Source organism: Micromonospora sp. NPDC020750 (genome assembly GCF_044334565.1).
In the GTDB taxonomy this organism is placed as follows: domain Bacteria; phylum Actinomycetota; class Actinomycetes; order Mycobacteriales; family Micromonosporaceae; genus Micromonospora.
The window spans coordinates 78,841-105,445 of record NZ_JBIRTH010000009.1 but is presented as its reverse complement, the minus strand read 5'-3'; the positions used below and the strand labels follow the sequence as shown (position 1 = coordinate 105,445).

Below are 26,605 nucleotides of genomic sequence, written 5' to 3'. Positions count from 1 at the left end.
GGGTGCCGATGTAGAAATTGGAGTCCATCGATACTATAGATCGATGCCAGTGGCCACAATGTTGCTGGTCCGCGTCGTGTTCGGCTCGGGCGGTGCAGGTGGAGCGGGGCCTTGCCGGTGATCTTAAATATGTGAATACTTCACTTTGCCGGTTCGATTCCCCCCAGATCCGGTTGCTTGGTCCTCGGGTCCGTCACCCCCGGCGCGACCCGTCACCCCCTTCCGGGAGGTTGTTGTATGCGACCCACGAGGTCATCGCTGCTCCGCGCCGCGTCCGTAGCCGCGGCCGGAACCCTGGTCGCCGGCGCGCTGATCGGCGCGCCCGCCCAGGCCGCGCCCTCGCCCGCTTCGCCCGACGCCGCGGCCACCCTGGCCGAGCGGCTCGGTGACCGCTCCGCCGGCACGTACGCCGACGCCAGCGGCAAGATGGTCGTCACCGTTACCGACGAGGCCGCCGCCCGTCAGGTCCGCGCCTCCGGCGCGACCGCGAAGATCGTGCAGCGGGGCGCCGTGGAGCTCAACCGGGCCACCGCCGAGCTGGAGCGCTCGGCGAAGATCCCGGGCACCGCCTGGTGGACCGACGCGGTCACCAACCAGGTCGTCGTCTCCGTCGACAGCACCGTCACCGGCGCCAAGCTGGAGCGGGTCAAGGCCGCCGCCGCCCGGACCGGCGGCGCCGTCCGCGTCGAGGCCGAGGCCGGCGTGCTGAGCACCCGGATCTCCGGTGGCCAGGCGATCTACGCCGGTGGCGGCGGTCGCTGCTCGCTGGGCTTCAACGTCCGCAACAGCGCCGGCACGACCTTCTTCCTGACCGCCGGGCACTGCACCAACATCGCGTCGAGCTGGTACTCCAACTCGGGCCAGACCAGCATCCTGGGCACCCGTACCGGCAGCAGCTTCCCGGGCAACGACTACGGCATCGTGCGGCACAGCAACTCCGCCAACGCCACGGGCAACGTGTCCCTCTACAACGGCAGCTACCGGGACGTCACCGGCGCGGTCAACGCGTACGCCGGCCAGAGCGTGCAGCGCTCGGGCAGCACCACCGGCCTGAAGGGCGGCTCGGTGACCGCCACCAACGCCACCGTCAACTACGCCGAGGGCAGCGTCTCCGGCCTGATCCGCACCAACGTCTGCGCCGAGCCCGGCGACAGCGGCGGCTCGCTGTTCAGCGGCAGCAGCGCCGTCGGCCTCACCTCCGGCGGCAGCGGCAACTGCAGCTCCGGCGGCACCACCTACTTCCAGCCGGTGACCGAGCCGATGAGCGTCTACGGCGTCAGCATCATCTGATCCACCGCACCGTCCGCGAAGCGGGTCGCCGGCCTCCCGGTGGCCCGCTTCCGGCGTACCGGGAGAGGGCGGCGACCGGCGGGCGCGTCCGGGTGCCGGCCGAAGGGCCGGTCACGGGGGACCGGCTGTTCGCCGTCGACCACCACCGAGGGCCAGCACCGCCAGCAGCGGGCAGAGCGCCTCGGCCCCGGCCGCCACCCGCTCGGCGAGGCCGAGCCGGGCGCCGCCGCCGACCAGCTCCACGACCAACCAGCCCACCAGGCCCAGCAGCAGCGCCGCGGCGGCCGTACCGTGGAATGCCGGCGCCGCGGCGACGTCGCCGGGCGGGCGGTGCGCGGGCGTGGCGAGCGCCGGCCAGAGCGCCAGCGCGCCGAAGGAGACCACGGCGGCGGCGCGGTGCGGGGCGGCGGTGCCGCTCATGGCCGGCAGCGGGAGGGCCGCCACGGCCAGCGTGGCCACCCCGCCGAGGGCGAGCAGCAGGCGGCCGGCGGGCCGCGCCGGCCGCAGCCCGGCCGCGGTCACGCAGTGGCACAGCCCCAGGCCGAGCAGCCCGACGGTCATGATCCACCGGTCCGCGGCGTCGACCGCCGCGAGCGCGCTGATCGTGCCGCCCACCTGGTCGAAGCCGCCCGGCTGCCGGGCCGCCGCGAGCGTCCAGCCACCGATCAGGAACACCGGGGCGGCGGCGGAGGAGAGCAGGGCCCAGGGGGGTACGGCGCGCACCGCCACACGGTACGCGGGCGCGCTCCGCGACCGCCATCGGCGGCGCGGGACGGGATCCGGCCGGCGTGCGCCGGGCTCGCCCGGTGGCGGCGCCGTCCGGGTGCCGTCGGCCGCCCGGTGGCGGCGGGGGGCGGGGCGCCCTGACAGAATGCGGGGGCAGACCGACCGCAGACGAGGGAGACGCAAGCCGTGATCCGTACCCATGACGCCGGCAGCCTGCGCGCGACGGACGCCGGCACCACGGTGACGCTCGCCGGGTGGGTGGCCCGCCGGCGCGACCACGGCGGTGTCATCTTCGTCGACCTGCGCGACGGCTCCGGCATCGTCCAGGTGGTCTTCCGCGAGGAGGACGCCCACGCCCTGCGCAACGAGTTCTGCGTGAAGGTGACCGGCGAGGTGACCCGCCGCCCCGAGGGCAACGAGAACCCGGAGCTGCCCACCGGCGAGATCGAGGTGACCGCCAGCGAGCTGGAGGTGCTCTCGGAGGCCGCGCCGCTGCCGCTGCCCGTCGACGACCAGATCGAGGCCGGCGACGACATCCGGCTCAAGTACCGCTACCTCGACCTGCGCCGGGGCGGCCCGGCGAAGGCGATGCGGCTGCGCTCGCGGGCCAACCAGCTCGCCCGGGGCGTGCTGCACGACCGGGACTTCCTGGAGATCGAGACCCCGACGCTGACCCGGTCCACCCCGGAGGGCGCCCGCGACTTCCTGGTCCCGGTCCGCCTCCAGCCCGGCAGCTGGTACGCCCTGCCGCAGTCCCCGCAACTGTTCAAGCAGCTGCTCATGGTGGGCGGCATGGAGCGGTACTACCAGATCGCCCGCTGCTACCGGGACGAGGACTTCCGCGCCGACCGGCAGCCGGAGTTCACCCAGCTCGACATCGAGATGTCCTTCGTCACCGAGGACGACGTGATCGACCTCGGCGAGGCGATCGTCTCGGCACTGTGGAAGGACCTCGCCGACCACGAGATCTCCCGGCCGATCCCGCGGATCACCTGGCACGACGCCATGGCCCGGTACGGCTCCGACAAGCCCGACCTGCGCTACGGCGTCGAGCTGACCGAGCTGACCGACTACCTGCGCGGCACCGCGTTCCGGGTCTTCGCCGGCGCGATCGACGCGGGCGGGTACGTCGGCGCGGTCGTCATGCCGGGCGGGGCCGGCCAGAGCCGCAAGGAGCTGGACGGCTGGCAGGACTGGGCCAAGGCGCGCGGGGCCAGGGGCCTGGCGTACGTGGTGCTCGACGCCGAGACCGGCGAGGCGCGCGGCCCGGTGGCGAAGAACCTCTCCGCCGAGCACCTGGCCGGGCTGGCCGACGCCGTCGGCGCGAAGCCGGGCGACGCGGTCTTCTTCGCCGCCAGCACGGCCACCCGGGAGGCGCAGGAGCTGCTCGGCGCGGCCCGGATCGAGATCGCCAAGCGGGCCAAGCTGATCGACGAGAACGCGTGGGCGTTCTGCTGGGTCGTCGACGCGCCCATGTTCGAGAAGACGGACGAGGGCGGCTGGACGGCCGTGCACCACCCGTTCACCTCCCCGAACACCGAGTGGGTCGACCGGTTCGAGGAGGCCCCGGACCGGGCCCTCGCCTACGCGTACGACATCGTCTGCAACGGCAACGAGATCGGCGGCGGCTCCATCCGTATCCACCGGGGGGACGTGCAGAAGCGGGTGTTCGACCTGCTCGGCATCACCCCGGAGGAGGCGCAGGACAAGTTCGGCTTCCTGCTGGAGGCGTTCAAGTACGGCGCCCCGCCGCACGGCGGCATCGCGTTCGGCTGGGACCGGGTCTGCATGCTGCTCACCGGCGCGGACTCGATCCGCGAGGTCATCGCGTTCCCGAAGACCCGGGGCGGGTTCGACCCGCTGACCGGCGCGCCGACGCCGATCACCGGGCAGCAGCGCGCCGAGGCGGGCATCGATGCCAAGCCGAAGTCGGCCGCCGCCGCGCACACCGGCACCGCCGGCCCGGCCGCCCCGGTGGCGGACCCGGTCTGAGTCGGTCTTTTCGCAGGGTTCGGCGGGGCGTCACCGAGGTGGCGCCCCGCCGCCGTGGAGGGGGAAGAGCGTGACGCTGCTCGTGGTGGGTGCCAGCGGGTACCTCGGCGCCGAGGTGTGCCGGCAGGCCGTCGCGGCGGGACGGCGGGTGGTCGGCACGTACCACGCCAACCCCGTCGAGCTGGCCGGGGTCGAGGCGCGCCGGCTCGACGTGACCGACCGGGCCGCCGTGCGCACGCTGGTCGCGGCCGTGCGGCCCGCCGTCGTGGTGAGCACCTCCGCCCGGTACGACGACTGGACGGTCACCGCCGACGGGGCGGCCAACGTGGCGTACGCCGCCGCCGAGGCGGGGGCCCGGCTGGTGCACCTGTCCAGCGACGCGCTGCACGCAGGCCGGCCCGAGCCGTACGCCGACGACGAGGTGCCCACCCCGGTCTTCCCGTACGGAGCGGCGAAGGCGGCGGCGGAGACAGCGGTGCGGGTCGTCGACCCGGGGGCCGTGCTGGTGCGTACCTCGTTGATCGTCGGCGACGAGCGGAGCAGGCAGATCCGGCTCTGCCTGGACGCCCTGGCCGGCCGGGCGAGCCTGTTCACCGACGAGATCCGCTGCCCGGTCGACGTGGTCGACCTGGCCGCCGCCGTGCTGGAGCTGATGGAGGGCGAGTACGCCGGCGCGCTCAACGTGGCCGGCCCGGAGGCGGTCACCCGCGCCGAGCTGGGGCTGCTGGTGGCCCGCCGGTTCGGCATCGACCCGGCCTGCCTGAGGACCGCCACCAGCGCCGCGTCGGGCCTGCTCCGCCCCACCGAGGTACGCCTCGACAGCTCCCGCGCCGCCGGCCTGCTGCGCACCCGGCTGCGCGGCGTCACCGAACTCCTCGCCCCCTGAGCGTCCCCACGGCCGCTGTCAGATGTTGCACACTTTCTATGCACAATAGTTGTGCATAGAAAGTGTGCATGGATATTGTGCAAGCATGGACAGCGAAACCTCGCCAGGAACGCCCAGTGCCGTCCGGCTGGACCACCGACAGGTGCGGGTGCTCGCGCACCCGCTGCGGCTGCGGCTGCTCGGCGCGCTGCGGGTCGACGGTCCGGCGACCGCCACGGTCCTCGCCGGGAAGCTCGACACCAACACCGGCGCCACCAGCTACCACCTGCGGCAGCTCGCCGAGGTGGGGCTGGTCGTGGAGGATCCGGACCGGGCCACCGGCCGGCAGCGCTGGTGGCGCGCCGCGCACGACTTCACCGACTGGGAGTCGACGGACTTCGACGACGACCCGGACGCCCGGGCCGCGGTCGAGTGGATCCAGGGAGACCAGGTGCGACTGCTCGCCGAGCGGGCCGAGCGGTGGTTCGCGGCCCGCCCCGAATGGTCTCCCGCGTGGCGGGATGCCGCCGGCATGAGCGACGCCCTGCTCCACCTGGGACCGGCCCGGCTCCAGGCGCTCGAAGCGGAGATGTGGGAGGTCCTCATGCGCTACCGCGAGGAGTCCGTCCCCGACGAGTCGGACGCCCAGCCGGTGCACGTCTTCCTGGCCGGGTACCCGATGATCGGAGAGACCCGGTGAGCACCCTCACCGTGCGCCAGGTCCGGTTCCGCTACCTCGCACTCTACGGCCTGCGCTGGCTACCCACCGGCCTGCTGATCCCCGTCATGATCCTGCTGATGCAGGAGCGCGGCCTGACGCTGTCCCAGATCGGCCTGGCCGTCACCGCGCAGGGCCTGGTGGTGCTGGCGCTGGAGCTGCCCACCGGCGGAGTCGCCGACGCGCTGGGCCGCAAGCCGGTGCTGGTCACCGCCGGGGTACTCAACCTGGTCTCCCTGGCACTGTTCGCGGTCGCCGACTCCGTCGCCCTGTTCTTCCTGGTCTTCGCGGTGCAGGGGGCCTACCGGGCGCTCGACAGCGGCCCCCTGGAGTCCTGGTACGTCGACGCCACCCTCGCGGCCGACCCCGACGCCGAGTACGAGCGCGGCCTCGGCCACGCCGGCACGGTCGCCGGCGTCGCCATCGCCGTCGGCGCGCTGCTCAGCGGTGGCCTGATCGCGCTCGGCCCGGTCGGCCCGGTGAGCGCCCTGACCATGCCGGTGCTGGTCGCCTTCGCGTTGCAGGCGGTGGCGCTGGCCGCGTTGCTGGCGCTGCTGGTCGAAGTCCGGCCCGGCCGGGGATCCGGGGCGCTGCGCGCGTCGGTCGCCGAGGCGCCCCGGATGGTCGGCCAGGCGTTCGGCCTGCTGCGCCGCTCCCGGGTGCTGCTCGCCCTGGTGGCGGTGGAGCTGTTCTGGGGCTTCGGCATGGTCACCTTCGAGTCGTTGCTGCCGGTCCGCCTCGCCGAGGTGGTCGGCGACCCCGAGCGGGCCGCCGCCCTGCTCGGCCCCGCCAGCTCCGCCGCCTGGCTCGCCTCGGCGGCCGGGGCCGCGCTGACCCCACTGCTGCTGCGCTGGCCGGGGGCGGCGCCCGGCGCCGCGCTGCTGCGGGTTCTCCAGGGCGCGACCGTGGTCGGGATGGGGCTGCTCGCCGGCCCCGTGGGGGTGCTGGTGGCGTACCTGGCCTGCTACACCGTGCACGGCGCGTCGAACCCGCTGCACCTGGGGCTGCTGCACCGGCAGGTCGACGGCCCGTACCGGACCAGCGTGCTCTCGCTGAACTCGATGATGGGCCAACCGGCCGGCGCCCTGGGCGCGGTGGCGCTGACCGTGCTGGCCGACCGCACCAACGTCAGCACGGCGATGCTGGTCGGCGCGGTGGTGCTCGCCCTGGCCGCGCCGCTCTACCTGCCGGCCTGGCGGGCCGCCCGTCGCGCGACCCCGCCCCCCGCGCCCGATCCCGCGCCCGATCCCGCCAGGACGGTCGCCGCGTCCGTGGGGGCCGCCGACCCCGGGCGGTGACTGACCTGCGCGGACGGCCATCCACGGTGGAGATTGGCGATCGGACCGGTTGGGTACATCACCCGGCGACCTACTGTGAACCCCCACCGGAGGACCGACATGCTCGCCATTCTCGCGGCCATCGTCTTCGGCTTCGCCCTGTTGATCGACCTGCTCGACACCAACTTCGGCGCACCGGACCTTTTCAACGTACACACCCTGCTGATGCTCGGCCTGCTGCTGCTCTCCCTCTACCTGGCCGGCGTCGGCAGCGGCCCGCGCGGCGGTGGCGGTGGTGGCGGCGGTGGCCGCGGACGCTGGTACCGGGGCCGGCGCCCGGGTCGAGGCTGACCGGAATCGATCACTCCGGGCCGGGTCCGCGCCGCAGTTCCGGCGGCGCGGACCCGGCCCGGTAGTGTCTTCCCGATGGAGTCCGACGCCCTCTTCTCCCTCGGTGCGCCCGCCGGGGCGCCCGGCGCCCCCACGGGGTCCGCCGGCGTCGACGGCTTCACCCCGGTGTCGGCCGACTCGCCCCTGCCCGTCCGGATGCGCCCGGCCGGCATCGACGAGCTCGTCGGGCAGGACCACCTCCTCGCCCCCGGTGCCCCGCTACGCCAGCTCGTCGGCGGCGTCACCCCGATGTCGGTGATCCTCTGGGGCCCGCCGGGTAGCGGCAAGACCACCATCGCCCACCTGGTGGCCCGGGCCACCGACCGCCGCTTCGTGGCGATGTCGGCGCTCTCCGCCGGGGTGAAGGACGTCCGCGCGGTGATCGACACCGCCCGCCGGCAGCGCCGCTCGGGCGGCCCGCCGACCGTGCTGTTCATCGACGAGGTGCACCGGTTCAGCAAGACCCAGCAGGACTCGCTGCTCGCCGCCGTCGAGGACCGCACGGTCACCCTGCTCGCGGCGACCACCGAGAATCCGTACTTCTCGGTCATCTCGCCGCTGCTGTCCCGGTGCGTGCTGCTCACCCTCCAGCCGCTGGACGACGACGCCGTGCGCGGCCTGCTGCGCCGCGCGGTCATCGACCCCCGCGGCCTCGCCGGCGCGCTCACCCTCGAGACCGAGGCCGAGGACCACCTCGTCCGCCTTGCCGGCGGCGACGTGCGCAAGGCGCTGACCGCGCTGGAGGCGGCTGCCGCCTCGGCCACCGCGCTGGGCGTCGAGCGGATCGAGCTGGCCACCGCCGAGCAGGCGGTGGACGTCGCCGCGGTGCGCTACGACCGGGCCGGCGACGCCCACTACGACGTCACCAGCGCCCTGATCAAGAGCATGCGCGGCTCCGACGTGGACGCCGCGCTGCACTGGCTGGCCCGGATGCTGGTGGCCGGTGAGGACGCCCGGTTCATCGTCCGGCGCCTGGTCATCTTCGCCAGCGAGGACGTCGGGATGGCCGACCCGACCGCGTTGGGCGTGGCCACCGCCGCCGCCCACGCGGTCGAGTTCGTCGGCCTGCCCGAGGCCCAGCTCAACCTCGCCCAGGCGGTGATCCACCTGGCCACCGCGCCGAAGTCCAACTCGGCGACCAGCGCGATCGGGGCCGCGATGGCCGACGTCCGCGCCGGGCGGGGCGGGCCGGTGCCCCGCAACCTGCGCGACGCCCACTACTCCGGGGCCCGCGGGCTCGGTCACGGCGTGGGCTACCGCTACCCGCACGACGACCCCCGAGGGGTGGTCACCCAGCAGTACGCTCCGGACGACCTCGTCGGGGCCGACTACTACCGGCCCAGCGGGCACGGTGCAGAGCGGTCGGTGGCCAACCGGCTGCCGTTGCTGCGCCGGATCGTCCGAGGGCTGCCCGCCCCGGCGCGTCCGGACGCGCCGGCCCCCGCCGGGAACGGCCGCCACCTGTCGGGCAACGGGCACGCCATCGTGGCGGACGAGGACGGCGCAGACGCCGTCGGGGAGGGTCAGCAGTGAGATCCCGTGGTTCGGAGCGACCGGAGGACGACCCCGACGAGCGGCGCGAACAACGCGCCAAGGGGCGTCGGTGGGGTCGGGGCCGACCCGACAGCGAGCCTGAGGAGCCGGTGAGCGGCGAGGAGTTCGGCTGGATCGACGACCTGCGGTCCGCCAAGCAGCAGCGCGCCGAGCTGGGCCCCGACGGCCTCCCACCCGGCGAGCTTCCGCCGTCGGGCCGCCCCGACCCGGCGGCCCGGCGCGGCGGCCCGGCCGGCTCCCCGGCCGCGCCCCCGGTACGCGGCGGTGAACCCGGCCCCGCCCGGCCCCGCCCGGTCGACGGGCCGTGGCCCGGTTCGCCGGAGCCGGGCCCCCGCCCCGCCCCGGCCGCCCCGCCCCGCCCGCCGCACGGCTCGCCCCCGTCACCGGCGGCCCCGCCGGTCCGCCCGGCTCAGGGCCCGACCCTGCCGGCCGCACCACCGACCGCTCCGGCCCACCCGCCGTACCCCGCGGTGCGTCCGGCCCGGCCGCCGTACCCCGCAGACGCCGTGTCCCGGCCTCCGGAGGTCGGCCCGGAGCCGGCCCGCGACCAGCCTCGTGCGGCCGGTCCCGGCGGCCCGCCGGGGGACCAACCCCGGTCGCAGGGAGCCGCGCCGGGGGCCGGCGTCCCCGGACACCCCCCCCGCCCACAGGGCCCGCCGGCAGCTCCGGCCGTAGGCGGGGGCCAGCCCCCGACCGGCGGCTGGCCGGTCGGCCCGGGTGGGCCGCCGCCCACCGGCCGGGCCACCGCCGCCGCGCGTCGCCCGGCCCCGGAGTCGACCCCGCCGCCCCGCCGCGCCACGCCGGCGCAGCCCTCCGTCGCCGGCGCGGCCCACCCGGCCCCGGCCGACTCGCCCCGGCACGAGCCGGGGGAGCACCCTGGCCGGGTCCCCGGCGGTCCCGTCGTGGCCGGGCCGGACGAGCCGACCGGCCGTGGTGTCGCCGGGCCGGTCCCGCCCGTCGCCCGCCCGGCCGGTCGGCGGCGTGCCACCGAGGAGTCGCCGCCGGTCGTCCCGCTCAGCGGCAACGCCCCCCCGGTGCCCGGGCTGCCGGCCGGTCCGCCGCCGACCCCGGCCCAGGGCGCGGGCGGGATGCGGCGAGACCGGCCCGAGCCGGGCCCGGACGAGGCCGCCGCTCGCCGCCGGGTCACCCCCGCCGGCCCGGCGGACGAGGGCCCCGACGAGCGGGGCGGGGCGGGCAGGGGCGACCGTCCGCAGCGCCCGGCGGAGTGGCTCCGCCAGGCCGGCCGCGGCAGCCACACCGACCCCGCCATGCCGATGGTCAACCGTGCCGCCGTGCCGCCTGCGCAGTCGGCCGTCGTGCCCCCGGTCGGGGAACCGACCGGCGCCCGCCGGGTCGTCGGCGACGCCGGACGGGCGTCCGTCGGCCGGAGCCGGCCGGATGCCGCGCCCGCCGCCGGGCCGGGGGAATCCGGCCCGCCCGCCACCGCCCGGGCCGCCGCCCCGCCCCGCCCGCCGGCGGCTCCCCGCCCCGGCGAGGTCGGGCCGCCCCGGGAGCCGGGTACGGGCGAGATCCGGCCGCCGCACGACCGCGTCGCCGGTGAGGCCCGGCCGCCCCGGGAACGGATCCCGGGCGAGCCGGGCACCGGCGAGGTCGGTGGGCCCCGCGACCCCGGGACCGGCCAGCTCCGACCGTCGGGTCCGGCGCGGGGCACCGCCCGCCCCGGCGCGCCCGCCGACGCGCCGCACCCGGGCCGGGCCGTCCCCGAGGACCCCCGGTCGTCGGCCGGCCCGACCGGGCTCGTCCCGCGCCCTGGTGCCGCCCCCGCCCCTGGTGCAGGCCCCGCCCCTGGTGTCGGCCCCGCCCCTGGTACGGCCCCCGGCGTCCGGCCGGGTGTCCGGCCCGGCGCTGCCGGTCCGCGCCCGGGTGTCGAGTCCGCCCCGGGAACTCCGCCGGAGGCAGGGGGCCGACCAGGCGTCCCCGCAGGCCGGGCGACCCCGCCCGGCGCTCCGCCCGGCCGGGCGACCCCGCCCGGCGCTCCCGCCAACCCCGCCGTCCGTCCCCCCGTGGCCCGGGTGGCGGCCCCTGCCGGCCGGCCCGACGGCGGGCCGGAGGACCGGGTGGCCGGTCGGGCCGCCCCGCCACAGCACGAGCCGGGTCGCGGCGAGCCCGCCGCCGGCCCGTCCCCGGCCCGGCCCGAGCAGCCACCCGCAGTCGCCCGGGCCACCGTGGTGGTGCCTCGCGCCGACGCCCCCGCCGACCGACCCGGGCCGGAGCCCGCCGGGCAGACCGCGGGCGGGGTGACGCTACGGCCCGACGGCCCCGACGACCCTGCTGGGGACGCCACCGCCGGCCCCGGCGGCCTGCGCGGTGCCCGCTCGGAGCTGCGCCGGCGGATGCGGGAGCGCCGCCGGCTCCGGATGGGCGTGCTCGCACTGGTCAGCCTGGTGCTGCTCGGCGCGATCCCGCTCTACTTCGGCCTCCGGGCGCTGAGCCACGACCCGGTCTTCGACACCCTGGACGAGCTGGACGTGCCCGGCTGGGCGGCCACGGAGAGCGTCGACAACGTCAGCGGCAGCCGCTGGTGCCTGGAGGAGTGCCGGCTGCGCGAGCGCACCGTCTCCTCCGAGCGACCGGTGAAGGAGACCACGCAGGCGTACGAGCGAGCCCTGACCGGGGACGGCTGGCGGGCATGGAAGGTGAGCCGCTGCCCGGAGCAGCAGGCGAAGGGCGTGTACACGTGCTGGCGCCGCGACGAGCTGACCCTCGACCTGTGGGTGCGCGAGCCGACCTGCGTCCCGCCGCCGGTCGACGGCGAACCCGCGCCGACGCCGCAGGCCTCGCCCGCAGCGCGGGAGTGCACCGGCTCGTTGGTGTCGGTGAAGGTCCGCAACGCGATCGACGACGAGCGGACCCGGCCGCAGCCGAGCACCGACCCGTCACTCACCGGTGAGGATCCCTTCCCGACCCTGAGCGAGGATCCGCTCGGCGAGCCGACACCCTCACCGTCGTGAGCCGGGTTTCATAACTGACGGTAGGGTCTGGGGCTGGCAGGCCCGCCTGCTCCCGCTGACCCGGCGAGGGTCGTCGAGCGCCGGTGCGGGTATGACGGTCGCGCGTTCCGGGACGTCGGGTCCTGGAACTCTGCTTGAGGAGGACATGCGTGGATGGTGGACAGATCGCTGCGCTGATCGCGGCCGGCGCGTTCCTGATGCTGGTGCTCGTGCTGGCGGTGCCGATCCTGCGCCTGCGGCACACCGTGGACGCCACGACCCGGATGATCAACGATCTCAATGACCGCACCGCGCCGCTGCTCGGGGACGTCAACACCACGGTGAAGAACGTGAACACCGCGCTGGAGCAGGTGCAGACCTCGCTGGACGGGGTAAACCTTCAACTGGCCAAGGTGGACACCATGACCACCCACGCCCAGAACGTGACGGCGAACGTGGCGAACCTGGCCACCGTGGTCTCCGCCGCCGCGGCGAACCCGCTGGTGAAGGTGGCCGCGTTCGGCTACGGCGTGCGACGGGCCGCTTCCGCCCGACGCAACGCCGAGACCGAGCGTGACGTACGCGACACCATCAAGCAGCAGCGTCGCGCGGCCAAGCGCGGCAACGGCTGAAGCCGGCCGGCGACGGAGGGATGAAATCATGAGGCGCCTGTTCTGGCTGGGCATCGGGCTGGCTGTCGGCGTGGTGGTGGTCCGTAAGGCGACCCGTACCGCGCAGGCGTACACGCCGGCCGGCATCGCCGGAGGCCTGTCCCAATCCGCTGGCGGTCTGGTGGAGTCGCTGCGTGGCTTCGTGGAGGACGTCCGGATCGGGATGGCCGAGCGGGAGCAGGAGATCCACGAGGCCTTCGCCCGGGGCGAGGCGTTCGACGATCAGTTCGCCGAGCTGCGGGAGGACCCGCGTATCGGCGACCGGGAGATCTTTCCGGAGGATCGCCAGCGATGAGGACGGCGGAGATCAAGCGGCGGTACCTCGGGTACTTCGAGGCGAACGGCCATGCCGTGGTGCCGTCCGCTCCGCTGCCCGCCATCAGCGACCCGAACCTGCTGTTCGTCAACGCCGGCATGGTGCAGTTCGTCCCTTATTTCCTAGGGCAGCAGGCCCCGCCGTACCGGCGGGCGGTCAGCGTGCAGAAGTGCCTCCGCACCCCGGACATCGACGAGGTCGGCAAGACCAGCCGGCACGGCACGTTCTTCCAGATGAACGGCAACTTCTCCTTCGGTGACTACTTCAAGGACGGGGCGATCCCGCTCGCCTGGGACCTGGTCACCAAGCCGGTCGCGCAGGGCGGCTACGGGCTGGATCCGGAGCGCGTCTGGCCGACGGTCTACCTCGACGACGACGAGGCGTTCCGGATCTGGCGCTCCGTCGGGGTGCCGGCCGAGCGGATCGTCCGCCGGGGCAGGACGGACAACTTCTGGTCGATGGGGATTCCCGGTCCGGCCGGGCCGAGCTCCGAGATGTTCTACGACCGGGGCCCGGAGTACGGGCGTGAGGGCGGGCCGGAGGTCGACGAGGACCGGTACATGGAGTTCTGGAACCTCGTCTTCATGCAGTACGAGATCGCCGACATCACCAGCAAGGAGCACTTCCGGATCGTCGGTGAGTTGCCGGCGAACAACATCGACACCGGCATGGGCCTGGAGCGGATGGCCTCCATCCTCCAGGGCGTCGACAACCTCTACGAGATCGACGAGGTGCGGCCGATCCTGGACCGGGCCGCCGAGCTGACCGGCAAGCGGTACGGCGCGCACTCCGGCCAGGTGGCCAGCGAGTCACACCCCGACGACGTGCGGCTGCGGGTGATCGCCGACCACGTCCGCACGGCGCTGATGCTGATCGGCGACGGGGTCACCCCGAGCAACGAGGGGCGCGGCTACGTGCTGCGCCGGATCGTGCGCCGCGCGATCCGGTCGGTGCGGCTGCTGGGCTACCAGGACCGGGCGCTGCCCGAGCTGCTGCCGGTGGCCCGGGACTGCATGGCTCCGTCGTACCCGGAGCTGGCGGCCGAGTTCGACCGGATCTCCCAGTACGCGTACGCCGAGGAGGACGCCTTCCTCTCCACGCTGCGCGCCGGCACCACGATCCTGGACACGGCGATCGCCGAGACCAGGTCGGCGGGGAAGGCGGCGCTGACGGGCGACAAGGCGTTCCAACTGCACGACACCTACGGCTTCCCGATCGACCTGACCCTGGAGATCGCGGCCGAGCAGGGCCTGACGGTGGACGCCGAGGGCTTCCGCCGGTTGATGGCCGACCAGCGCAACCGGGCCAAGGCCGACGCGCGGGCGCGCAAGACCGGGCACACCGACGTGTCGGCGTACCGGTCGGTGCTGGACGCGGGCGGGCCGGTGGAGTTCACCGGTTACACCGAGCTGAACCGGGAGTCCCGGGTCCGCGCGGTGCTGGCCGGCGGCGGCGAGGTCGGCGCGGCGGTCGAGGGCGACACGGTCGAGCTGGTGCTCGACACCACCCCGTTCTACGCCGAGGGCGGCGGTCAGCAGCCCGACCAGGGCCTGATCACCGTCGGCGGCGGGCAGGTCGAGGTCTTCGACGTGCAGCAGCCGGTGCCGGGCCTGATCGTGCACCGGGCCCGGGTGATCCGGGGCGAGGTGCGCGCCGGCGAGACCGGGTACGCCGAGATCGACGTGACCCGGCGGCGGGCGATCTCCCGTTCGCACACCGCCACCCACCTGGTGCACCAGACGATGCGCAACTTCCTCGGCGAGTCGGCCACCCAGGCCGGTTCGCTGAACGCCCCGGGCCGGCTGCGGTTCGACTTCAACACCCCGACGGGGGTGGCGCCCAGCGTGCTGCACGACGTGGAGCAGCAGGTCAACGAGGTGCTCCTGGCCGACCTGGAGGTGCACGCCTTCATCACCACCCAGGAGGAGGCCCGCCGGATCGGCGCGATGGCGCTGTTCGGCGAGAAGTACGGCGAGCGGGTGCGCGTCGTCGAGGTCGGCGACTACGCCCGCGAGCTGTGCGGCGGAACCCATGTGGCCCGCTCGGCGCAGCTCGGCCTGGTCAAGATCCTCTCCGAGGCGTCGGTCGGCTCCGGGGTGCGGCGGATCGAGGCCCTGGTGGGCATGGACGCCTTCGGTTTCCTGGCCCGTGAGCACCTGCTGGTCTCCCGGCTCGCCGAGCTGTTCCGGGTGCCGGGCGACCAGGTCGCCGACCGGGTGGAGCAGACCGTCACCCAGCTCCGCGACGCGGAGAAGGAACTGGAGAAGCTGCGCGCCCAGCTCGTGCTCGGCGGCGCGGCGGCCCTGGCCGGGCAGGCGAAGGACGTCCACGGGGTGGCGTACGTCGGCACCGAGGCGCCCGAGGGCGCGGCCGGCAACGACGTGCGGACCCTGGCCCAGGAGATCCGGGGCAGGATCGACCCGGCGCGGCCGGCTGTGGTGGCCGTGGCGGCGCGTTCGAACGGCAAGGCGTCCCTGGTGGTGGCCGTGAACGCCGCCGCACGGAGCCGGGGACTGGCCGCGAAGGACCTGGTCAAGGCAGCCTTCTCCGGTCGGGGCGGCGGCAGCGACGACCTCGCCCAGGGCGGCGGCCTGCCGGCCACCGAGGCGCCGAAGCTGCTCGCCACCGTCGAGAAGGCGATCGCCGACGCGTGAGCGCATCGCACGTCGAGTCAGGGCGGACCATCCCGGTTCGCCCTGACTCGCGCCAGGGCAAGGTGAAGGACTGATGACCGAATCGTGGCAGGGAGTCCGCCTGGGGGTGGACGTCGGGCAGGTCCGGGTCGGGGTGGCCCGCTCGGATCCGCACGGGGTGCTGGCCACCCCGCTGGTGACACTCGCCCGGGACCTGGCCAGCGCCGAGGACGCCGTGCCCCGCGACATGGCCGAGCTGGTGGGGCTGATCGCGGAGCACGAGTGCGTCGAGGTGGTCGTCGGCCTTCCGGTCAATCTCGCCGGTAAGCACGGCCCGGCGGCGCAGAATGTTAAGGCGTACGCTGACCGGTTGGCTGAGGTAATAGCCCCCGTTCCGGTAACGCTCACTGACGAGAGGATGTCGACCGTGGTGGCTTCTCGTAGGCTTGCCGAGCGTGGCGTCCGGGGAAAGCGCCAACGTGCGGTGGTCGACCAGGCCGCCGCGGTCGAGATCCTGCAGAGCTGGCTGGAAGCGCAGCGGAGGCGGACGCGATGATCGACGATCTGGACCTCGGGTTCGACGACTCGGAGCGGGGTGGTGACAAGGGCAAGCACCGGCGCAGCTACGTGCGCAAGCGCAACGGCGAGTCGGGCGGTGGCCGCGGCAAGACCGTCCTAGCCCTGCTCATGGCCTTCGTGCTGCTCGGGGTCATCGGCGGGGGGGCCTTCTACGGCTTCGACCGGATCCAGGGCTACTTCGTCACCCCCGACTACGACGGGTCCGGCACCGGCGAGGTGACCGTCGAGATCAAGCAGGGCGCGCTGATCGCCGACATGGCCAGCGCGCTCTACACCGCCGGGGTGGTCAAGAGCGCCAAGGCGTTCATCGAGGCCGCCGAGGCGAACTCGCGCAGCAAGAACATCCAGCCCGGCACCTACAAGGTGCGCAAGCAGATGAGCGGCGAGCGGGCCCTGGTCATGCTGTTGGACCTCAAGAACAAGGTCGTCAACGGGCTCACCATCCCCGAGGGCACGACCGCCAAGCGCGTCTACAAGCTGCTGTCGGAGAAGACCGAGATCCCGGTCAAGGAGTTCGAGGCCGCCGCGAAGGACCCGAAGGCGCTCGGCGTGCCGGACTCGTGGTTCAAGCGCACCGACGGCAAACCGGTCAAGAAGTCGATCGAGGGCTTCCTCTACCCGGACACGTACGAGATCCCGCCGAAGGCCACCGCCGAGAGCATCCTCACCCTGATGGTGGAGAACTTCCTCGCCGTCACCGGGGAGATGAAGTTCGTCGACCGGGTCAAGGAGGAGCGCGGCGGCATCAGCCCGTACGAGGCGCTGATCGTCGCGTCGCTGGCCCAGGCCGAGGCGGGCAACAAGGACGACCTCGGCAAGGTCGCCCGGGTGGCCTACAACCGGGTGTACGGCGAGTTCCCGTGCAACTGCCTGGAGATGGACGTCACGGTCAACTACTACTTCGAGTCGATCGGCGAGGAGGGCAAGCGGTCGAAGGACATGACCCCGGCCGAGCTGGACAACAAGAAGAACCCGTACAACCGCAAGCTGCGCGGGATGATCCCCACGCCGATCAACAACCCGGGCCAGCAGGCCCTGGAGGGGGCGATGGACCCGCCGGCCGGCAAGTGGCTCTACTTCGTGGCGATCGACAAGGAGGGCCACTCCGAGTTCGCCAACACGTACGAGCAACACCTGAAGAACGAGGCGAAGGCCAAGGAGGCCGGGATCATCTGATGACCACGCCTCGGCGGGCGGCGGTGGTCGGCAAGCCGATCAGCCACTCCCTCTCCCCGGTGATCCACAACGCCGGCTACGCCGCCGCCGGCCTCGCCGGGTGGTCGTACACGACGATCGAGTGCGCGGAGGCGGAGCTGCCGGCCATGGTCGCCGGCCTCGGCCCCGAGTGGGCCGGGCTGTCGGTGACCATGCCGTGCAAGGAGGCGACCCTCGCCCTCGCGGCCGAGGTGTCGCCGGTCGCCGCCGCGATGGGCGCGGCGAACACCCTGGTCCACCGGCCCGACGGCTCCTGGTACGCGGACAACACCGACGCCGCCGGGATGGCCGAGCTGCTGGCGGCGGCCGACGTGCGACCCGGCGCCCGGGTGACCGTGCTCGGCGCGGGCGGCACCGCCCGGGCCGCCCTGGCCGCCGCCGCCCGCCTCGGCTCGGGCACCGTGACCGTGGTGGCCCGACGAGCCTCGGCGATCGACGAGCTGCGCCCGGCCGCCGACGCGCTCGGCCTGCGGCTGACCGGCGCAGACTGGGCCGACGCCCTGCGCCACACCGACGCCGACGTGGTGGTCTCCACCGTGCCGAAGGGCGTCACCGACCCCCTCGCCGCCGACGCCCCCTGGACGCCCGGCGCGGTCTACTTCGACGCGCTGTACGACCCCTGGCCGACCCCCCTCGCAGCCTCGGCCGGGGCCGCCGGGTGTCGGGTCGTGTCCGGTCTCGATCTGCTGGTCGCCCAGGCGGTCGGCCAGTTCGAGCACTTCACCGGTGCCCGCGCCCCGGTGGCGGCCATGGCCGCCGCGCTCTCCGCCGAGGTCGGGATCGAGATCCGCCCGGTCCGGTAGCCCGGTCCCGCCAGCCCGGTCGAGCCGGCGCTCGGCGACCAGCAAGATCATCTGTTGTACATCCGCGGTTCGGTTGCGGGTCGACGACGACGACACCGCCCGTTCCGGTGCGGTACCTAGCGTCCCCGACATGTTGACGATCTCCCGCCCCGCTGGACGGCGACGCCCGCGACGGGCCGTCGCCGCCCTCGCGGCGCTCGCCATGACCGCCGGCGTGTCCGCCGCCGTCCAGACCTCCACCCCCGCCGCCGCGAAGCCCGGCGACGTCGTCGTCGCCGAGGACTTCTCCTCCGGTACGCTGCCCGCTGGCTGGCGTGCGATCGACGGCGAGTGGACGGTGCGCGACGGCCGGCTGCGCGGCACCGCCACCAGCGGCACGAAGAAGATCACCTTCGGCCGGCACCTGACCGACTTCCGGTTCTCCGCGACCGTCCGGTTCGAGTCCGTCACCGAGGCGACCCGGTGGGCGTCGCTCGGCCTGGACGTGCCCGCCGACGGCAGCAACCCCTGGTGGATCGCCACGATGCGCAGCGGCACCACGGCCGCCAACGGCCTGGAGTTCGCCCAGCTCACCACCGCCAACGCCTGGAACGTCACCGATACCGGCTCAGCCGGATACGCCGCCGGCACCGGGCGGGACATGAAGGTCGCCGTGGAGGTGCACGGCAATCAGGCCCGCTGGTTCCTCGACGGTCGGCAGCTGCTGCGCACCAGCAGCCTGACCCGGTCCACCGACGGCGGGCAGGCGCTCGTCGTCAACGGCGGCACCGTCTCCTTCGACGACGTGCGGGTCACCGAGCTGCCGCCCAACGGCTACCTGCGCCCGGCCGGCGCTCCGCTGACCGTGATCGCGCACCGGGGGGCGTCCGCCGCCGCCCCGGAGAACACCCTCGTCGCGCAGGAGATCGCCCGCCGGGCCGGCGCGGACTTCATCGAGAACGACGTCCAGCCGAGCCGCGACGGGGTGCCGTTCGTGCTGCACGACGGCACCGTCGACCGCACCACCGACGGCACGGGCACGATCCGGAGCCTCACCGCCGAGCAGCTCAAGGCCCTCGACGCCGGCTCCTGGTTCGCCCCGCAGTACGCCGGAGCCCGGCTGCCGACGCTGGCCGAGCAGCTCGCCGACCTGCGCACCCGGGGCGGCAACCTGCTGCTGGAGATCAAGGGCGCGCACACCCGCGACGAGGTGGCCCGGATCGTCGAGGTGATCCGCGCCGAGCGGATGACCGGCCGGGTCTTCGTGCAGAGCTTCGAGGTCGACGCGCTGCGGCACACCCGCGAACTCGCCCCCGAGCTGCCGCTCGGCCTGCTGCGGAGCGGCCTGGACGCCGATCCGGTCGCCGTCTCCCGGGAGCTGGGCCTGACCGCGTACAACCCGACCGGGGCGGCGCTGCTGGCCCGGCCCGCCGTGGTCGCCGAGCTGCACGCCGTGGGTGTCGCGGTAATGGCCTGGACGGTCGACTCGCCGGCCCAGTGGCAGCAGCTGGAGCGGATCGGCACCGACGGCATCATCACCAACCGGCCGGCGGAACTGGCCGGCTGGAGCGCGGCCGGCCAGCTCGGCGCCGCCGCGCCGACCGCCTCGATCGTCGCCCCGGCGGACGGCGCGAAGCTGGACCGGGCGCAGCGGCCCGTGCTCACCGTGCCGGCCACCGACGCCGACGCCGTGACCGTCACCCTCGACGGCCAATCGGTCCCGGTGGGTCAGCCGCTCAACCTGACCCGGCTGGCACCCGGAAAGCACCGGCTCCGCGCGGAGGCGAGCGGTCCCAGGGGCACCGCGACCGCCGAGATCACCTTCACCGTCGTGGTCACCCCGGCCGGCCTCGGGCACCTGGTGCTCACCTCCGGCGCCCAGGAGCAGGCCCTCACCGTGCTCACCAACCATCTGGTCAATGCCCGGTACACCGAGCTGGCCCGGTACGCCGACCGGCAGGCCGGCAAGCTCCTGCCCGCCGGCGTGGCCCGGGTGATCGCCGCCGACGCACGTACGCTCGCCGAGCGCTGATCCCCTCCACGGTGCGGGCCGTCACGGGCGGCGGCCCGCACCGCCCCTTTCGCAGGGTTCCCGGACGGGATGCGATCAATCGGCCTATTTGGCTTTCAAGTCGATCGATCAGCTCTTATTTACCCAGCTCAGCCCGTTGCTGTTCGTGATCGGTGGAACTTCCACGGACGGCTGACCTGGCCTTTTGTGGGCGGCCCGACAGTCGCTCAAAGTATTGATTGACCTGGATTCCTGACGAAACGTAGCGTTCCCCTCACTCAATGCCCAGTCGACCCCAGGGGAGGGCCGTCAGTGGCTCCTGCGCGTGCAAGATTCGCGTCAATCGTCCAAGTCGCCAGACTCAGCAGAACAGGACTGGGTCGTTTCACCCTCGCCGGCATGGCCGCGGTGCTCGCGGTCACCCTGACCGACGTGCCCGACCGCCGGGCAGAGGCCGCACCGGCGAAGGCACCGGACCGGGTGCTGGACCGCCCCGACGAGATGGCCGCGCTGGTCACCGCGCGGCTGACCGGCCAGCGGGTCCGGATCACCGGCATGACCACCGAGACCGCCGAGTACGTCGCCCACCCGAACGGGCAGGTGGAGGCGACCGTCCACGCCAGCCCGGTGCGGATCCGGCGCGACAACCGGTGGGTACCGGTCGACCTCACCCTCCAGCCCGCCGCCGACGGCTCGGTCCGCGCCCAGGCACACCCGCTGGACCTGCGGATCTCCGGTGCCCGCGAGGCCGGCGGGGAACTGGCCGCGGTCGGCGCCGGCGACGGCCGGCTGAGCATGGGCTGGGCCGGAGCCCTGCCCGCACCGGTGCTCGCCGGCAACCGGGCCACCTATCCGGAGGTGGCCGCCGGCATCGACCTGGTGGTCGAGGCCACCCGGACCGGCTTCTCGCAGTTCCTGACCGTGAAGAACCGCCAAGCGGTGGACCGGCTCCCGACGCTGGCGTTCCCGCTGACCGGCAAGGGACTCTCCTCGTTCAGCCAGGACAGCTCCGGTGGGCTGCTGCTCAAGGACGCCAAGGGCCGGCCGATCGCGGCCGTGCCGGCGCCGGAGATGTGGGACGCCCGACGGAACCCGGGAACCGAGGAACCGACCCGGCGGGCGGTCGTGTCGGCAAAGTCCGAGCGGCCCACCACGCGGTCGGGCCAGGCCAGCGGCCTGACCATGCGGCTGAGCCCGGACCTGGCGTGGCTGAAGGACCCGGCCACCCAGTACCCGGTGACCATCGATCCGCAGGTCAACCCCCTCTACACGACGTTCGACACGTACGTGAAGGAGGGCGACAACGTCGACCGGGGCGGGGCGAACGACCTCCAACTCGGCCTGCTGGCCGGCACGCCGAACACCAAGGCCCGGTCCTTCGTGCACTGGGGCGTCTCCGCGCTGCGGGGCAAGCAGATCACCTCGGCGACGGTGAACTTCTGGAACTTCTGGTCGAACACCTGCACCGCCACCTCCTGGGAGATCTGGTCCACCGGCGCCGCCTCCTCGGCGACCCGCTGGGGCACCCAGCCGACCTGGGCGCAGCAGGAGGCCACCTCCACCCAGACCAAGGGCGGCACGGCCTGCGCCGACGGCTGGGTGAGCATCAGCGGCACGACGTTCTTCCAGCGGGCCGCCACCGCCAACCAGTCCACCGCCTACATGGGCGTGCGGGGCACCAACGAGGCCAGCCCCGACAGCTTCAAGCAGTTCCGCTCCCGCAACGCGGCCGACAACAGCCAGGTGCCGTACGCGGTGGTGAACTACAACTCGTACCCGACCGTCGGCACCCGCTCGACGGTGCCGGCCACCGCCTGCGCGACCGGCGCGTCCCGGCCGAAGGTGAACACCGCGACCCCGCAGCTGAAGTCGGTCCTCTCCGACGCCGAGGGGTCCACGGTCACCGCCGAGTTCGAGTGGTGGACGCTGACCGGCACCACCAAGCTGGGCAGCGCGATCACCGGCACCGCGGCGTCGGGCTCGACGTTCAGCACCACCGTCCCGGCCGCGACGTTCACCCACAACACCTCGTACAAGTGGCGGGTGCGCGGCAACGACGGCACGGTCAACGGGACCTGGTCGGCGTTCTGCGAGTTCACCGTCGACACGTCGATCGGCAGCCCGCCCGTCATCAGCTCCACCACCTACCCGGAGAACCAGTGGGGCGGTGACGCGAACGTCGCCGGCAGCTTCACCTTCGAGGCCAACGGCATCGCCGACGCGGCGGCCTACGAGTACAGCCTCGACGTGCAGACCCTGAACAAGGTCGTCAACACCGCCACGCCGGGGGCCAACGCGACGGTCAGCATCACCCCGCTGACCCCGGGCTGGCACAACATCTGGGCGCGTACCCGCGACTCGGCCAACAACGTGACCGACGTGCGCAGCTACCCGTTCAAGGTGGGCACCGGCGCGGTGACCTCGCCGAAGGTGGGCGACGTCAGCGGGGCGAAGGTCGTGCTCGGCTCGACCGCCGCGCCGTCCTTCGCCAACGCCACCTACCAGTGGCGGCGGGCCGGCTCCGACGCCTGGGTCGCCATCCCCACCGCCCACGTCACGTACGCCGTCGGCGGCGGGGCGGTGACCTGGCCAGTCGCCCTCACCTCCGGCGTGGCCCCCAAGCTGAACTGGGATGTGGCCGCCACCCTCGCCTCGGTCGACGGGGCGAGCATTCCGCGGGACGGGCCGGTGCAGGTGCGGGCCTACTTCAACCTGAGCAGCAACGGGGCGCCGGCCGACAACGTGAAGTTCCGGTTCGACCGGAACCTCGCCTCGGCCGAGAAGGGACAGGTCGGGCCCGGCGCGGTCAACCTGGTCACCGGCAACCATCAGATCTCCGCCACCGACGTGGCGATCTCCGGGCTCGGCATCTCGCGGACCGTCAACAGCCGGCAGCCGGGCGGTCTGGACCCGCTCTTCGGGCCCGGCTGGGTCTCCGGCCTGGTCGTGCAGGCCGCGGAGGCGCCCTACACCCGGTTGACCACGTACGGAAGCCTCGTGCAGGTCAAGCTGCCGGACGACTCCACGATCGGCTTCACCAAGGTCGACGGCGCCGGTGTGAACTATGAGCCCCAGGTCGGTGCGGAGTCCTACAAACTGACCTTTGCCTCGGCGACCAGCACCTTCACCCTCGCCGACGGCTCGGGCAACGTGGTCACCTTCACCCGGACCTCGACCGACCCGGCCAACGTCTACATCCCGACGGCTGCCATCGCGCCGGGGTCGGGCAACACCACGACGTACTCGTGGGAGAAGGCCACCGTCGGATCGAGCGAGATCATGCGGCCGACCCGGATGCTGGCCCCGGTCCCGGCGGGCGTCACCTGCACGACGCTGGTCAAGGGTTGCCGCGCGCTGACCTTCACCTACGCCACGGCCACGACCGCCACCGGCCTGGCCGACGGCACCTGGGGCGACTACACCGGCCGGGTGAAGCAGATCTCCTACACCGCCTGGGATCCGGACCTGACGACCCCGGCGATGCGGACCGTCGTGCTGGCCCGCTATTCCTACGACAACGGTGGCCGGCTGCGGACCTCTTCCGACCCCCGCCTCGACTACACCAGCGGCGGCACTCAGCAACTGCGGACCGTCTACTACTACAACGGCGACGGGATCCTCGTTTCGCTGACCCCGCCGGGGCAGTTGCCGTGGCAGTTCTCCTACACCACCCTGCCCAGCGATCCGGGCAAGGGCCGGCTGCACAAGGTCACCCGGTCCGCGCTCACCGCCGGTACGGCAGTGGAGACGGTGGTGTACGGGGTGCCGACCTCGGGCAGCGGGGCGCCGTACGACCTCTCCGTCGCGCAGACCGAGCGGTGGGGCCAGACGGAGCCGCCGACCGATGCCACGGCGATCTTCCCGGCAGCCCAGGTGCCGACCGGGGACCCGGCTGCCGGCACCCTGCCGAGCTCGTATGAGAGGGCCTCGGTCACGTATCTGGACGCCAACGCGAGGACGGTCAACACGATCGAACCGGGCGGTCACACCAGCACCATCTGGTACGACGGGTCCGGCAATGTCGCTCGTGAGCTGACTGCCGGCAACCGCAAGCGGGCGCTGGACGCGTCCAGCGGTGACAGTGCCACCGTGGAGGCGCAGATCGCCGCCAGGCTCGCCGAGTCCACCGTGTACTCCGACGACGGGGACAAGGTCCTGGAGACCTTCGGACCCGAGCATGACGTGATGCTGTCGTCCGGAACGGTGGTGCGGGGACGCGCGCACACCCGCTTCACGTACGACGAGGGTGCGCCGGCGGGTGGCGAGGCTCCTGGGCTGCCCACCACAGAGCGGGACTCGGTCAGTTACGTGGTCGGTGGGCAGACGGTCGACGAAGACGTCCGTACCACCACGACGGCGTACGACTGGACCCTGAAGCAGGCCATCAAGACGGTCGTCGACCCGGGGGGTCTCGATCTGGTGACTCGTACCACGTACGACGCCTCGGGTGCGGTGGTCAGCAGCACCCAGCCTGCCGGTGGCGACGCCGACACGACGCCGGCCACGCGGGTCTCCGTCTACTACAGCACCGCGGCCAACGCCAGCTATCCCGAGTGCGGGGGGCGGGCCGAATGGGCGGGCCAGTTGTGCCGTACCCACGCGGGAGGCGCGGCGGACAGCGGGCCCGAGTTGATGGCCATGGTCACGACCTACAACTTCTACGGTCAGCAGCGGGTCGTCACCGAGAAGAACAGCACCGGGGTTCATCGAACGAACACCAGCTGGTACGACAACGCGGGCAGGCCATCCGAGTTGCTGGTGTCCGGTCCGGGGACCCCGGTCAACAAGAGCCGCAACGTCTACGATCCGGCGAGCGGCGTCCTGACCCGGACGCAGAGCGTCGATGGTGGCGGCGCGGTCGTCGCGGAGGTGATCCGCGGTTACGACAGCCTCGGCCGGCAGACCAGCTACACCGACACCGACGGTAATCAGACCGTGACAAGTTTCGGGCTGGCCGGCGCGGTGACGTCGGTCGGTGACCCGGTGGCCACCCAGACCCTGACCTACGACGGTGGTAGCGAGCGGCGTGGCCTGCCCACCACCTTGCAGGACTCCCAGGCGGGGACGTTCCAGGCGGTCTACGACGTCGACGGCAACATCGTGACCCAGACGATGCCCAACGGCGTGCAGACCACCGTCACTCTCAACGAGATCGGAGTGGCGACCGGCACGCAGTACGTCAAGCCGGGATGCGGCCAGCCCTCCTGCGTCCTCTTCGAAGAGAACATCACGCTGTCGGCGAACGGGCAGTGGGCCGCCAGGGCGACCAGCTTGAGCACCCAGCAGTTCGCGTACGACCAGGCCGGTCGCTTCTCCGACGTGTCCGACACTCTCGAAGGAGAGTGCACGACGCGGAGGTACAACTTCGACGCCGGCGCGAACCGTACGGGATTGGCGTCCTACGCGCCGGGAGTCGGTGGCTGCCAGACGACGACCCCGGCCACGGAGCGGGCTTGGACGTTCGACAACGCCGACCGGACAAGCGATGCGGGCTACACGTACGACGCGCTCGGGCGCGCCCTGACGCAGCCCGGGACGGATTCGGCCATTGCCGGCGGCGGTGCGGCGACGATGACCTACCACGCGAACGACATCGTTCGGTCGATCTCGCAGGACGGCCGCTCGGCCACCTACACCCTCGACGTCGTCAACAACCGGGTCCGTTCGTGGGTCACGATGACGTCCGGTGGTCCGAGTGTCACCAGGCGCCACCACTACTCGTCCGACGACGACTCGCCCGTCTGGACGGACGAGGGGGGAGGCGTCGTCACTCGTCCCATCGGGGGGCTGCTCGGCCTCGCCGGGATCTTCACCACGGGCACCGGAGTCACCTGGTCCCTGGTGAACCTGCACGGGGACGTCGTGGCGGGCGTGTCGTCGAGCGGCGTGGGTCTGGACTACACGAGGGAGTACCTGGAGTACGGTCAGCCACGCAACGCCAGCGCTGTCGATCAACCTCGATATGGCTGGCTCGGGTCCGCGCAGCGGGCGGCCGACACCCCTAGCGGCTCGATCCTGATGGGTGCCCGGCTCTACAACCCGGCCACCGGTCGGTTCTCGTCGGTCGACCCGATCGTCGGTGGCAACCTCAACGCCTACGAATACTGCGGTGGGGACCCCAACGGCTGCACCGATGCATCCGGCATGGCGGCCAACACCTGTCGTGACAGCTGGTCGAGCCAGCACTTCACCGATAGCTGGTCGAATACCTTTCCGAAGTACATGCCCTATTACAAGATCAAAAACACCAAGGTGGGCAAGACGGTGAACATCCGGTGCAGCCTCACCCACAACACCACAATGCGGATGCTTGGTTACGGCAATCCCGCAATCGGAGCGGCGATCGGCGCACTGCTGGGCTTCCTGTGTGGACCATGGTGTGCCGTCGGTGGAGCGATCGTCGGCGCGATGATCGGTGCGATCGGCCCGACCGAGTACCAGGTGCGCTGCAAGAAGGAGCGGGGGATCAAGGTGCGGGGGACGCTCAAGGGCCGGATCATCTATACCAAGATCTACTGGCGCTGGTGGGTGGGCGGTGGTACCAGTTCCTACGCCACCCCCTACTCCTATGGCTGGCCGCTGGGGTGGCAGTGCAACTCATGACAGTCGCTGCTCTCCTCCTGATCTAGATGGGT

General features: G+C 73.2%; 17 protein-coding genes. 16 read left to right on the top strand and 1 reads right to left on the bottom strand.

The genetic code is table 11. The annotated features are described in order from the left end of the window. Window positions 1–237: 237 nt before the first annotated feature. Window positions 238–1,290, top strand: a complete 1,053-nt coding sequence (locus tag ACH4T9_RS25535; RefSeq protein WP_396673877.1) for a S1 family peptidase — start codon at window positions 238–240, stop codon at window positions 1,288–1,290. Between the two features lie 111 nt (window positions 1,291–1,401). Here ACH4T9_RS25535 and ACH4T9_RS25530 read toward each other — a convergent pair whose 3' ends face one another. Then, on the bottom strand, window positions 1,402–2,013 hold the full coding sequence (locus tag ACH4T9_RS25530) for a DUF998 domain-containing protein (RefSeq protein ID WP_396673876.1): 612 nt from the start codon (window positions 2,011–2,013) through the stop codon (window positions 1,402–1,404). 189 nt (window positions 2,014–2,202) lie between these two features. On the opposite strand from ACH4T9_RS25530, the gene aspS reads away from it, so the two are divergent. The 15 genes from aspS to ACH4T9_RS25455 all read left to right on the top strand — a co-directional run bounded on the left by aspS (window position 2,203) and on the right by ACH4T9_RS25455 (window position 26,573). After that, window positions 2,203–4,008 carry an aspartate--tRNA ligase gene (aspS, locus tag ACH4T9_RS25525; RefSeq protein WP_396673875.1) on the top strand — a complete coding sequence of 602 codons (1,806 nt, stop codon included), beginning with the start codon at window positions 2,203–2,205 and terminating at the stop codon, window positions 4,006–4,008. A gap of 70 nt (window positions 4,009–4,078) precedes the next feature. After that, window positions 4,079–4,894, top strand: a complete 816-nt coding sequence (locus tag ACH4T9_RS25520; RefSeq protein ID WP_396673874.1) for a sugar nucleotide-binding protein — start codon at window positions 4,079–4,081, stop codon at window positions 4,892–4,894. An 85-nt stretch (window positions 4,895–4,979) separates the two neighbouring features. Beyond that, a complete protein-coding gene (locus tag ACH4T9_RS25515; RefSeq protein ID WP_396673873.1) occupies window positions 4,980–5,573 on the top strand; it encodes a helix-turn-helix domain-containing protein in 594 nt (197 codons plus the stop codon). Beyond that, window positions 5,570–6,889 (top strand): MFS transporter, encoded by a 1,320-nt coding sequence (locus ACH4T9_RS25510; protein ID WP_396673872.1) that lies wholly within the window; start codon window positions 5,570–5,572, stop codon window positions 6,887–6,889. The genes ACH4T9_RS25515 and ACH4T9_RS25510 overlap by 4 nt, the downstream gene beginning before the upstream one ends. Before the next feature lie 99 nt (window positions 6,890–6,988). Next, window positions 6,989–7,219 (top strand): hypothetical protein, encoded by a 231-nt coding sequence (locus tag ACH4T9_RS25505; RefSeq protein WP_161691417.1) that lies wholly within the window; start codon window positions 6,989–6,991, stop codon window positions 7,217–7,219. A gap of 75 nt (window positions 7,220–7,294) precedes the next feature. Further along, complete coding sequence (locus ACH4T9_RS25500) at window positions 7,295–8,791, top strand: replication-associated recombination protein A (RefSeq protein ID WP_396673871.1); 1,497 nt, start codon at window positions 7,295–7,297, stop codon at window positions 8,789–8,791. 2,375 nt (window positions 8,792–11,166) lie between these two features. After that, window positions 11,167–11,784 (top strand): hypothetical protein, encoded by a 618-nt coding sequence (locus tag ACH4T9_RS25495; RefSeq protein ID WP_396674065.1) that lies wholly within the window; start codon window positions 11,167–11,169, stop codon window positions 11,782–11,784. 149 nt (window positions 11,785–11,933) lie between these two features. Beyond that, window positions 11,934–12,395 carry a DUF948 domain-containing protein gene (locus tag ACH4T9_RS25490; protein ID WP_161691421.1) on the top strand — a complete coding sequence of 154 codons (462 nt, stop codon included), beginning with the start codon at window positions 11,934–11,936 and terminating at the stop codon, window positions 12,393–12,395. 28 nt (window positions 12,396–12,423) lie between these two features. After that, window positions 12,424–12,729, top strand: a complete 306-nt coding sequence (locus ACH4T9_RS25485) for a hypothetical protein (protein ID WP_396673870.1) — start codon at window positions 12,424–12,426, stop codon at window positions 12,727–12,729. Next, window positions 12,726–15,404: an alanine--tRNA ligase gene (alaS, locus tag ACH4T9_RS25480; RefSeq protein ID WP_396673869.1), complete on the top strand. Its 2,679-nt coding sequence runs from the start codon at window positions 12,726–12,728 to the stop codon at window positions 15,402–15,404. The genes ACH4T9_RS25485 and alaS overlap by 4 nt, the downstream gene beginning before the upstream one ends. A 73-nt stretch (window positions 15,405–15,477) precedes the next feature. After that, window positions 15,478–15,939: a Holliday junction resolvase RuvX gene (ruvX, locus tag ACH4T9_RS25475; RefSeq protein ID WP_396673868.1), complete on the top strand. Its 462-nt coding sequence runs from the start codon at window positions 15,478–15,480 to the stop codon at window positions 15,937–15,939. Then, window positions 15,936–17,138: an endolytic transglycosylase MltG gene (mltG, locus tag ACH4T9_RS25470; RefSeq protein WP_396673867.1), complete on the top strand. Its 1,203-nt coding sequence runs from the start codon at window positions 15,936–15,938 to the stop codon at window positions 17,136–17,138. The genes ruvX and mltG overlap by 4 nt, the downstream gene beginning before the upstream one ends. Further along, window positions 17,138–17,980: a shikimate dehydrogenase gene (locus tag ACH4T9_RS25465; RefSeq protein WP_396673866.1), complete on the top strand. Its 843-nt coding sequence runs from the start codon at window positions 17,138–17,140 to the stop codon at window positions 17,978–17,980. The genes mltG and ACH4T9_RS25465 overlap by 1 nt, the downstream gene beginning before the upstream one ends. A 130-nt stretch (window positions 17,981–18,110) precedes the next feature. Then, window positions 18,111–19,991, top strand: a complete 1,881-nt coding sequence (locus ACH4T9_RS25460; RefSeq protein WP_396673865.1) for a glycerophosphodiester phosphodiesterase family protein — start codon at window positions 18,111–18,113, stop codon at window positions 19,989–19,991. A 378-nt stretch (window positions 19,992–20,369) separates the two neighbouring features. Further along, entirely contained in the window at window positions 20,370–26,573 is a 6,204-nt protein-coding gene (locus ACH4T9_RS25455; protein ID WP_396673864.1) for an RHS repeat-associated core domain-containing protein, read from the top strand. The last annotated feature ends 32 nt before the right edge of the window (window positions 26,574–26,605 follow it).

What these genes read in the sequence shown, in the direction of transcription:
- ACH4T9_RS25535 (WP_396673877.1), top strand. Translation starts at nt 238, where the DNA reads ATGCGACCCACGAGGTCATCGCTGCTCCGCGCCGCGTCCGTAGCCGCG.
- ACH4T9_RS25515 (WP_396673873.1), top strand. Translation starts at nt 4,980, where the DNA reads ATGGACAGCGAAACCTCGCCAGGAACGCCCAGTGCCGTCCGGCTGGAC.
- ACH4T9_RS25505 (WP_161691417.1), top strand. Translation starts at nt 6,989, where the DNA reads ATGCTCGCCATTCTCGCGGCCATCGTCTTCGGCTTCGCCCTGTTGATC.
- ACH4T9_RS25500 (WP_396673871.1), top strand. Translation starts at nt 7,295, where the DNA reads ATGGAGTCCGACGCCCTCTTCTCCCTCGGTGCGCCCGCCGGGGCGCCC.
- ACH4T9_RS25495 (WP_396674065.1), top strand. Translation starts at nt 11,167, where the DNA reads ATGCGGGAGCGCCGCCGGCTCCGGATGGGCGTGCTCGCACTGGTCAGC.
- ACH4T9_RS25485 (WP_396673870.1), top strand. Translation starts at nt 12,424, where the DNA reads ATGAGGCGCCTGTTCTGGCTGGGCATCGGGCTGGCTGTCGGCGTGGTG.
- alaS (WP_396673869.1), top strand. Translation starts at nt 12,726, where the DNA reads ATGAGGACGGCGGAGATCAAGCGGCGGTACCTCGGGTACTTCGAGGCG.
- ruvX (WP_396673868.1), top strand. Translation starts at nt 15,478, where the DNA reads ATGACCGAATCGTGGCAGGGAGTCCGCCTGGGGGTGGACGTCGGGCAG.
- mltG (WP_396673867.1), top strand. Translation starts at nt 15,936, where the DNA reads ATGATCGACGATCTGGACCTCGGGTTCGACGACTCGGAGCGGGGTGGT.
- ACH4T9_RS25465 (WP_396673866.1), top strand. Translation starts at nt 17,138, where the DNA reads ATGACCACGCCTCGGCGGGCGGCGGTGGTCGGCAAGCCGATCAGCCAC.
- ACH4T9_RS25460 (WP_396673865.1), top strand. Translation starts at nt 18,111, where the DNA reads ATGTTGACGATCTCCCGCCCCGCTGGACGGCGACGCCCGCGACGGGCC.
- ACH4T9_RS25455 (WP_396673864.1), top strand. Translation starts at nt 20,370, where the DNA reads ATGGCCGCGGTGCTCGCGGTCACCCTGACCGACGTGCCCGACCGCCGG.